General features: G+C 47.4%; 8 protein-coding genes, 1 pseudogene and 1 other annotated feature. Of the genes and pseudogenes, 1 reads left to right on the forward strand and 8 read right to left on the reverse strand.

Annotated features, from left to right (window positions below):
• Nucleotides 1–19: 19 nt before the first annotated feature.
• The 7 genes and pseudogenes from leuD to ilvB form a co-directional block, all read right to left on the reverse strand.
• Nucleotides 20–619, reverse strand: a complete 600-nt coding sequence (gene leuD / locus D368_RS17415; protein WP_007408146.1) for a 3-isopropylmalate dehydratase small subunit — start codon at nt 617–619, stop codon at nt 20–22.
• Nucleotides 607–2,052 (reverse strand): 3-isopropylmalate dehydratase large subunit, encoded by a 1,446-nt coding sequence (gene leuC, locus D368_RS17420; RefSeq protein ID WP_128575015.1) that lies wholly within the window; start codon nt 2,050–2,052, stop codon nt 607–609. The genes leuD and leuC overlap by 13 nt, the downstream gene beginning before the upstream one ends.
• 49 nt (nt 2,053–2,101) lie before the next feature.
• A complete protein-coding gene (leuB, locus tag D368_RS17425) occupies nt 2,102–3,199 on the reverse strand; it encodes a 3-isopropylmalate dehydrogenase (protein ID WP_003152604.1) in 1,098 nt (365 codons plus the stop codon).
• A 20-nt stretch (nt 3,200–3,219) separates the two neighbouring features.
• Nucleotides 3,220–4,775, reverse strand: a pseudogene (locus D368_RS17430) (2-isopropylmalate synthase).
• A complete protein-coding gene (gene ilvC / locus D368_RS17435) occupies nt 4,762–5,790 on the reverse strand; it encodes a ketol-acid reductoisomerase (RefSeq protein WP_007408142.1) in 1,029 nt (342 codons plus the stop codon). Before ilvC ends, D368_RS17430 begins: the two are co-directional and overlap by 14 nt.
• A gap of 22 nt (nt 5,791–5,812) precedes the next feature.
• Nucleotides 5,813–6,331, reverse strand: coding sequence for an acetolactate synthase small subunit (gene ilvN, locus D368_RS17440; protein ID WP_003152598.1), 519 nt, complete (start codon nt 6,329–6,331; stop codon nt 5,813–5,815).
• Complete coding sequence (gene ilvB / locus D368_RS17445) at nt 6,328–8,052, reverse strand: acetolactate synthase large subunit (RefSeq protein WP_071392563.1); 1,725 nt, start codon at nt 8,050–8,052, stop codon at nt 6,328–6,330. The genes ilvN and ilvB overlap by 4 nt, the downstream gene beginning before the upstream one ends.
• A gap of 119 nt (nt 8,053–8,171) precedes the next feature.
• Nucleotides 8,172–8,423, reverse strand: a binding site (T-box leader).
• Nucleotides 8,424–8,842: 419 nt separating this feature from the next.
• Between ilvB and D368_RS17455 the strand changes: the two genes are divergently transcribed.
• Complete coding sequence (locus tag D368_RS17455) at nt 8,843–9,193, forward strand: DNA helicase (protein ID WP_101562324.1); 351 nt, start codon at nt 8,843–8,845, stop codon at nt 9,191–9,193.
• Between the two features lie 39 nt (nt 9,194–9,232).
• Here D368_RS17455 and D368_RS17460 read toward each other — a convergent pair whose 3' ends face one another.
• Nucleotides 9,233–9,418, reverse strand: a complete 186-nt coding sequence (locus D368_RS17460) for a hypothetical protein (protein ID WP_007408136.1) — start codon at nt 9,416–9,418, stop codon at nt 9,233–9,235.
• Nucleotides 9,419–9,629 lie beyond the last annotated feature (211 nt).

A 9,629-nucleotide genomic window follows, 5' to 3' on the forward strand; every position in this document is an offset into this window, starting at 1 on the left:
AGATGCCGGGCGGCTTTTTTTAGGCTTGAAGCCATGAACTTCTTTTCGATTCAAACTGCTGAATGTCGTCCTCCAGCAGAAGCGTTAATGAAATTTCATCATAACCGTTAATCAGCATTTCCTTCCAGTGAGGATCGACTTCAAATGAAATCTCTTTTCCTTCACTGTCATGAATGAGCTGGTTTTCCAAATCAACCGTCATGTTAAGAGACTGATTTTCATATTGGCCGGCGAGTTTTTTCCACTGATCATACGGCATACGGATGGGAAGCATACCGTTTTTAAAACAGTTTTGATGAAAAATATCGGCAAATGACGGAGCAATGATGATTTTGAAGCCGTAATCATCCAGCGCCCAAGGAGCGTGCTCACGGGATGATCCGCAGCCGAAATTCTCTCCGGCAATTAATATGGACGCGCCTTCATAGACTTTGCGGTTTAATTCAAATTCAGGATCAGGCTCACCGTTCTCAAGGTATCTCCAATCAAAAAACGCGAATCTGCCGTATCCGGTTCTTTCAATTCTTTTCAAAAACTGTTTCGGAATAATCTGGTCCGTATCGACGTTGATCCGGTTTAAGACGGCCGCTTTTCCCGTATGCGTTTTTAAAGGTTCCATCTTTTCGCGCACTCCTTACACAACTGTTTTTCTTGATAAAACTTTCTTACATCGACGAAATGCCCGTGAATGGCCGCCATTGCCGCCATCGCCGGACTGACAAGGTGTGTTCTCGCGCCTTTTCCCTGTCTGCCTTCGAAGTTGCGGTTGGAAGTGGAAGCGCATCGTTCCCCTTCAGGCACGACATCATTATTCATACTGAGGCACATGCTGCAGCCTGATTCTCTCCATTCAAAGCCGGCCTCGAGAAACACGCGGTGCAGCCCTTCTTCCTCGGCCTGCTGTTTCACGCTTTGAGAACCCGGCACCACAATGGCTCTGACGCTGTCGGCGACTTTTCGGCCTTTGATCATATCCGCAGCCTGGCGAAGATCGGTCATCCGCGAATTTGTACAGGAGCCGATAAATACATGTTCGACTTTAATATCTTCAATTTTTTGATTCGGCGCGATTCCCATGTATTCGTACGCGCGGATGGCTTCTTTTTTACCGTCTTCAGAATCAATCGTTTCCGGCGCCGGTATTTGGGCATCGACCGGAAGAACCATACCGGGATTGACGCCCCATGTTACCATTGGAGAAATCTCGCTGCCGTCTAACACGATGGAATGATCGTATACGGCGCCCGGATCGGTTTTTAACGCTTTCCATTCTGCGGCGGCTTTTTCAAATTCCTCGCCTTTTGGCGCGTATTTACGGTTTTTACAGTATTCAATCGTCGTGTCATCTGGAGCGATCAGTCCCGCCCGTGCTCCCGCTTCTATTGACATATTGCAGACGGTCATGCGTTCGTCCATAGACATGTTTCTGAATACTTCCCCGGTGTATTCAATGACATATCCGGTACCGAATTTCACCCCGTATTTTCCGATGACCGACAAGATGACATCCTTCGCTGTCACTCCTTTTTGGAGCGTTCCGTCAACGCGGATTTCAAGGGTTTTCGGCCGTTGCTGCCATAATGTCTGTGTGGAAAGAACATGTTCCACCTCACTTGTGCCGATACCGAAGGCAAGCGCTCCGAACGCGCCGTGAGTCGATGTATGGCTGTCTCCGCAAACGATCGTTTTTCCCGGAAGTGTCAGACCAAGCTCAGGCCCGACTACATGAACGATCCCCTGGTCTGCGCTGTGAAGATCCGCAAGACGGACGCCGAACTCCTCGCAATTTCGTTCAAGCGCGGTTACTTGGCGCTTTGCGACTTCATCTTTAATGTCAAAACGGTTGACGGTCGGAATATTGTGGTCCATCGTCGCGAATGTGTTCTGCGGCCGTCTGACCTTTCTTCCCTTCTGCCTTAACCCTTCAAACGCCTGAGGAGACGTCACCTCATGAATGAGGTGCAGATCAATATAGAGAAGGTCGGGTTTTCCTTCACCGCTTTTTACAACATGCCGATCCCAAATCTTTTCGATGATTGTTCGAGGCATCATCTTTGTTTCCTCCCTCTACCTATGAACTAAGACCGCTTTCTTTAAAGCGTCATACTATAGATTTTGTATTCGAGCCGGCTAATGCGGCTTTTACTTTTTCAGTAATGTCATGCGTTCCGGCATATTGGCCGTCCCGGGCGATATCACGTGTACGGCTGCCGTCTGCAAGCACCTTTGCGACCGCTTTTTCCACCGCCTGCGCTTCGTTTTCAAGTCCGAAAGATGTTCTCAAAAGCATCGCCGCTGATAAAATCGCCGCAAACGGATTGGCCATCCCTTTACCGGCGATGTCAGGCGCAGATCCATGCACGGGTTCAAACAAGTGAAGACCTGAACTTGATAAACTGGCTGACGGCAGCATGCCGAGCGAGCCTGTCAGCATTGAGGCTTCATCGCTTAAAATATCGCCGAACATATTCTCAGTTACGATGACGTCAAACTGGCTCGGAGCGTAGATGAGCTGCATCGCGGCATTATCGACAAGCATATGTTCAAGCGTCACATCAGGAAATTCTTTTGCGATTTCATCTGCCGTTTCCCGCCACAGCCTGCTTGAAGAAAGCACATTTGCCTTATCAACGGACGTCACTTTTCCTTTTCTGCCGGCAGCCATCTTAAAAGCTTCTCTGACAACGCGTGCGATTTCTTCTTTCTTATAAAAAAGGGTATCGACCGCTTCCTTTTCTCCCGCTTCATTGACATACTGTCTGCTCGGTTCTCCGAAGTAGAGGCCGCCCGTCAGTTCCCTGACGATTACAAAGTCGACGCCGCTGATATATTCTTTTTTCAGCGGAGACGCCTCAGACAAGCTTTCAAATACGGTCACGGGACGCAGATTCGCAAACAGGCCGAGTTTTTTTCTGATGCCGAGCAGGCCTTTTTCCGGTCTGAGCTCCGGAGGATTTTGGTCCCATTTCGGTCCGCCGACTGCCCCGAGCAGGATGGCGTCGGATCTTTCACAAAGAGCCACCGTCTCCTCAGGAAGGGGGTTTTGATGGGCGTCAATGGCCGCTCCCCCGATCAGTCCGTTTTCAAATTCAAATTCATGTCCGAATTGTTCGGCAACGCTTTTCAATACATCTGCCGCTGATTCCGCCACTTCCGGTCCGATTCCGTCACCGGGAAGCAAAGCAATGCGTTTTTTCAAATCAAACGTTCTCCTTTCTATTACGAGCCGACCGCAGTCCGTCTCTTTAATCCGTCTAAATTGCAATCCAGCACCAACTGCCGGTTCACGGCGTTCAAATAAGCTTTAGCAGAAGCTTCCAGAACATCCTGCGCGATTCCCCGCCCTGATGTTTCTTTTCCGTTCACGGTCACTCTGACATAAACTTGAGCCAGCGCGTCTTCGCCTTTCCGGTTGGATTGGATGCGGTAGTCTGTCAGTTCAATATTTTTATCGATGCAGCGCCCGAGCGTATTATAAACGGCTTCTACGCTGCCCGCCCCCGTTGCCGCCTCTTGCATCAGCTGTTCGTTTTCCTGATTCTTCAAAGAGACTGTTGCAGTCGGCACCTGAGACGTCCCGTAATGCACTTGCAGAGACAGAAATTCATAGCCGATTTTTTTGTCCGTCACTTTTTCTTCTAAAATAAGAGAAATCAAGTCATCATCGGTGATTTCTTTTTCTTTTCGGTCAGTTCTTTAAACATCGTAAAAAATTTATTGATTTCCTCACTATCAAACTGGAATCCAAGCGCATTCAGGCGGTCTTTGAACGCATGGCGTCCGGAATGCTTTCCGAGTACGAGCGCATCAGCAGTCACGCCGACAAGTTCCGGTGAAATGATTTCATATGTTGATTTTTCTTTCAGGAAACCGTCTTGGTGAATGCCGGATTCATGTGCGAAAGCGTTATCTCCGACGATTGCTTTATTGCGGGGAACGGCCATGCCCGTCAGTTTGCTGACAAGATCACTCGTCCGCTTCAATTCATGAAGATTGAGAGATGAATCGGCTTGATGCGCGTCATTTCTGACATGAAGCGCAACGGCGATTTCCTCTAGCGCGGCGTTCCCGGCTCTTTCTCCTATGCCGTTAATGGCGCATTCAATTTGATCAGCGCCGTTCTCAATTGCCGAAAGTGAGTTGGCAACCGCCATTCCGAGATCATCGTGGCAATGGGCTGAGAGCTTTACCCGGCTGATATTCGGAACGTGTTCCTTCATATATTTAAAGATGTTTCCGTATTCAGCCGGCGTCAGGTAACCTACAGTGTCCGGCAGGTTGATGACGCTCGCGCCGGCATCAATCACTTCTTCTACGATTTCAGCCAGAAACGGAAGTTCGGTGCGGCATGCGTCTTCTGCCGACCATTGAACGATCGGAAAGCGTTCTTTTGCATACTTCACCATTTCAACCGCTTTTTTCTTAACCTCTTCCCGCGTCATTTTCAGCTTATGCTTCAGATGAATGTCAGAGGTGGCGATAAAGATGTGAATGCGCGGGCTGGTCCCGTCTTTCAGCGCTTCCCAGGCTGCGTCGATATCACCTTTGACAGATCGGGCAAGCCCTGTTACCGAACAATTTTTAATCGTTCTTGCGATTTCCTGCACGGCTAAAAAATCACCTCGGGATGAAGCGGGAAATCCCGCTTCAATAATGTCCACCCCGAGTCTTTCAAGCTGCTTGGCTATCGCCAGTTTCTCCCGGGAATTGAGGTTGACCCCGGGAGATTGTTCACCGTCACGAAGGGTCGTGTCGAAAACATTAATTTTGCGCAACGGAGACCACCGCTTCCTTCTTTTTGCCTTGTTTGACAAACGGCATCATTTCACGAAGCTGTCTGCCGACCTTTTCAATCTGATGCTCGTTTTCGCTTGCATTGATCGCATTGAAACGAGGACGGTTCACTTGGTTTTCCACGATCCATTCTTTTGCGAATGTACCGTTTTGAATATCCGTTAATACTTGTTTCATCGATTCTTTTACCTTTGCATCAACTACGCGCGGTCCTGATACAAAGTCTCCCCATTGAGCCGTATCGGAGATAGAGTATCTCATGCCGGCCAACCCTTCTTCATACATCAAGTCTACGATCAGCTTCAGTTCGTGCAGACACTCGAAGTATGCGAGTTCAGGCTGGTAGCCGGCTTCTGTCAGCGTTTCAAAACCCGCTTTGACAAGCGCCGTTAAACCTCCGCACAGAACAGCCTGCTCACCGAACAAATCTGTTTCCGTTTCTTCCTTAAATGTTGTTTCAAGAACCCCCGCACGCGCTCCGCCGATTCCTTTTGCATAAGCAAGAGCCGTATCTTTCGCTTCGCCTGATACATCCTGGTAGATGGCAAACAATGCCGGTACGCCCGCGCCTTGTTCATATGTTCTTCTGACAAGGTGTCCAGGTCCTTTAGGGGCGACAAGGAATACATCCACATCAGCAGGAGGCACGATCTGATGGAAATGGACGTTAAATCCGTGTGCGAATACCAATGACTTGCCCGCCGTCAATTCATCTTTGATTTCAGCTTCATATACTTTTTGCTGCTGCTCATCCGGAAGAAGAACCATAATGATATCAGCCTGGGCAGCCGCTTCTCTTACCGAAAAGACTTGATGACCGTCTTCTTGGGCCTGTGTAAATGATTTACCTTGTCTGACGCCGACAATGACATCAATTCCGCTTTCTTTTAAGTTCAGCGCGTGTGCATGACCTTGTGAACCGTAACCGATAATCGCTACTTTTTTACCTGCCAATACGTTCTCTTTGATATCACCGTTATAATATACTTTTACCATTTTAATCTCTCCCTTTTTTGTGTTATACAATTGAAATTGTTTTATTGGATGACGCCTTCTGCTGGGTTCCCCTCGCAAAAGCCGTTGTGCCCGTTCTCGCGATTTCTTTAATTCCGTAAGGTTTGAGAAGCTCTATGAGCGCTTCGATTTTATTAGATTCGCCGGTAACCTGAACGACGATGCTGTCTCTTGAGACATCAACGACGGAAGCTCTGAACGGCTCAATGATTCCATTGATTTCCGTTCTGGCCGACGGTGCGGAAACAACTTTGATTAATGCCAGCTCACGCTGTACAATCGATTGGTTTGTAATATCCGTCACTTTCAGGACGTCAATTTGTTTGTTAAGCTGCTTTGTCAGCTGCTCTACGTCATTTTCGCCTTCCACATGGACGACAAATGTAATCCTTGAAACACCGCTTGTTTCCGTGTGGCCTACAGTGATGCTTTCGATATTATAGTGTCTTTTTGTAAACAGGCCGGTGATCCGGTTTAATACTCCCGAGCGGTTGACCACCGTTAATGTGATAATGCGTTTCAAGGTTTCACCCCCACCATTTCATGAAGTCCTTTACCCGGCGCAATCATCGGGAATACTTTCTCGCTTTTGGCGACCCGGACGTCAATAACGGCCGGTTCTTTTGATGAAAGCGCCTTTTTAAGCTCTTCTTCCGCCTCTTCTTCCGATGAAATCCGGACGCCTTTAATGCCGTAGGCTTCTGACAATTTGACAAAGTCAGGCTGCGCCGGGAATTTGGATTCAGAATAGCGTTCTTCATAGAAGATTTCCTGCCACTGTCTGACCATGCCCAGACATTCGTTGTTCAAGATAACCACTTTGACAGGAAGATTCAGCTGCCGGATGACATCTAATTCCTGAAGGGTCATCTGAAAACCGCCGTCTCCGAGGATGGCAACGACCGTGGCGTTACGATCGGCCAGCTGCGCACCGATAGCCGCCGGAAGGCCGAAGCCCATTGTGCCGAGTCCCCCCGAGGTCACCCACTTATCAGCCTTTCGGAAAGGATAAAACTGAGCCGCCCACATCTGGTGCTGGCCGACATCCGTCGCCACAATCGCCTCACCGTTTGTGAATTGGTGAATATACTCAATCAGCTTTTGGGGTTTCAAGCCCTCTTCTCTGTTGTCTGTATACCAAAGCGGATATTCTTCTTTCCATTCTGAAAGCTGCTGTTTCCATTCCTCTGTCTGTCCCTGTTTTCCGTTTTGTTTCAATAATTCCTGAAGGACGATTTTACTGTCGCCGACTACCGGAATCTGCGTTTCAATAATTTTTCCGATTTCAGCAGGATCAATATCGATATGCGCTACTTTGGCCGATTTTGCAAAATGCTTCAGATTTCCGGTCACGCGGTCATCGAACCGCGCTCCTATGCTGATCAGCAAGTCACAGTGATAAAGCGCCATATTCGCTGTGTATGTGCCGTGCATCCCCGCCATTCCCAGAAAAAGAGGATGGTCTGCCGGGAAACCGCCCAGACCGAGAAGCGTGTGCGCTACCGGAATTTGCTGCTGTTCGGCATAATTTTTTAAATCTTCTGAAGCTTTACCGTGCAAAACACCCGCTCCGGCTAAAATAACCGGCTTTTTCGCACTGCTGACAGCTTCCACGAGCTTTCGGATCTGCAGATAGTTAGGCTCTTTTACCGGCTGATAACCCGGAAGATTGATCTCGTGATCATATCTGAATTCTCCTTCAAATGCCGCGACATCCTTCGGTATATCAATTAATACCGGGCCCGGTCTTCCCGTCGTGGCAATATGGAACGCCTCTTTAATCACACGAGGGAGATCTTCCGGACGGCGGACTTGGTAGCTGTGTTTCGTAATCGGCATCGTAATTCCTAAAATGTCGGCTTCCTGGAAAGCGTCGCTGCCGATGACCGAAGTGGCCACCTGACCGGTAAACACTACGAGCGGCAGTGAATCAATCATCGCATCCGCAAGACCGGTAACTAAATTTGTCGCTCCGGGTCCGGAGGTAGCAATCACAACCCCCGGCTTTCCGGAGACTCTCGCATACCCTTCTGCCGCATGAATCGCGCCTTGCTCGTGGCGGGGCAGGATGTGAACCAATCCTGATTGATACAGTTTATCGTAAATCGGAAGGACGGCTCCCCCCGGATAGCCGAAGATCATCTCGACATTTTCTTTCTTTAATGATTCAATCAGCATCAGAGCCCCGTTCATTGTTTTTGTACAATCGGCAGACAAAGAATCCGCCTGTACATTTGTGCCCATTTTCAGTTCCTCCTTTTCAATGTTCCCTTCTAAAATCCAATTCATAAAACGCAGCGCCGGCTGACGCAAATAAAAAAGCCTTCCCACCCACATTCAGCCAAGCATTTCATGCGATAGCCAAAAGGGGCGAAAAGGCTTTGCTCTCCGCGGTACCACCCTTGTTTACGGTCATATGCAGACCGTCTCATGGATAATGATTATCCGTTTTGATAACGAGTAAACATTGCGTTCACTCGGCCGAGTCCTACTCTTTACATTTCAGACCGGCACTCTGAGGGGAGTTCACTTTGATTTGTTTTACCGGCTCTCAGCGTTACCGGCTCTCTGTGAAAAACTTCAGCAAAGCTACTTATCCTCTTCTGCGCTTTTTATTATGGCAGCTCTTTTATTAAAAAGAACCTTCATTTGTTTGTTTTTCATTGTTTTATGATTTTTCTTTTTAGCGTGAATCATTTATTTATTTTTGTTTGAACTCATATTACGCCCGTTTGCAGACAGTGTCAACAGCATTTTTATAATTATTAGACAATTTAGATTAATCAATCTACTTTGTATACGCTTTCATTACTGGTACAAAGGGATCTGTAAATATTAAAAGTTTTTATCATTTTTTATTAATCTCTCAAGATTACATGAAATTTTTCCGTTCATATACGAATATGTCACATTTTATTACGCGATTTTTCTCTGTCCTTCCGGCATGCTTGTCAGATATTCCGTTCGATTGAACAGGCTCTTTATACAGACATACGCATACACTGTTCTTATCTCGTAAGAAATGAGTGATGTCATGAATAAGATGTTATCAGGCATGCAGGGCCTGCCTCCTGGATTTCCGCCTTTACCGGTCTTACCGCCGCAGTCTTATTATCCTCCGGCCCCGATGCATACAGCACCATATCAAGGCGGGCCTTCTTTTCAGCAGGGATTCCCGTCATCCGGATACGGACAGCAGACCCCGCAAAGCACACTGTCATTCGCCGGACAGCAATTCGTTCCGTACCCTTATACATCCGGGTACTACGGCCAAACCTTCAGTGACGTCGGCGGAAGCCTCGGCGCCGGGGCACATCTCGGCGCGCTCGGAGGCGGTTTCAGCGGCCATACCGGGGGCTTCAGCGCTCCGAGCGGATTCAGATGATACAAAAACCGGTCTCACACGGCCGGTTTCTTTTCATATTCACAGAGTATAACGGTCATTCCATTGATTCATTTCCTGCTCCGTATAGTAATCAGCCCTTGAAACCTCAACAATGATTAAACCGCATTGAGTGATTAAAAATTGTTTCAGTTCCTCAAACAGCTCGTCTTTTCCGCAAAAGATCGTTTCTATATTGTGATTTTTATATGCAAATGCGTACTTCAAAAGCTAATTCCTCCTGCTGTCTTTCTATCAATCATCGACAAAACATATGATAGAAATCAGATAATTTATCACTCAAGGGCGCCTTAAGTATCTTTATACATATATTTATTACGGTAAATATTACATTAAGTTTCATTTATATTAAAATTACTTTACAATTTTCATCAAATACGGAACTTTTGTTTGGTAAAATAAAATAAAATACAAAAAA

This window comes from Paenibacillus lentimorbus NRRL B-30488, assembly GCF_000411595.1.
GTDB lineage: Bacteria > Bacillota > Bacilli > Bacillales > Bacillaceae > Bacillus > Bacillus velezensis.

Excerpts from the sequence above, each read along its gene's own strand:
- ilvB (WP_071392563.1), bottom strand. The coding sequence starts at position 8,052 with ATGGGCACAAATGTACAGGCGGATTCTTTGTCTGCCGATTGTACAAAA.
- D368_RS17455 (WP_101562324.1), top strand. The coding sequence starts at position 8,843 with ATGAATAAGATGTTATCAGGCATGCAGGGCCTGCCTCCTGGATTTCCG.
- ilvC (WP_007408142.1), bottom strand. The coding sequence starts at position 5,790 with ATGGTAAAAGTATATTATAACGGTGATATCAAAGAGAACGTATTGGCA.
- leuC (WP_128575015.1), bottom strand. The coding sequence starts at position 2,052 with ATGATGCCTCGAACAATCATCGAAAAGATTTGGGATCGGCATGTTGTA.
- leuD (WP_007408146.1), bottom strand. The coding sequence starts at position 619 with ATGGAACCTTTAAAAACGCATACGGGAAAAGCGGCCGTCTTAAACCGG.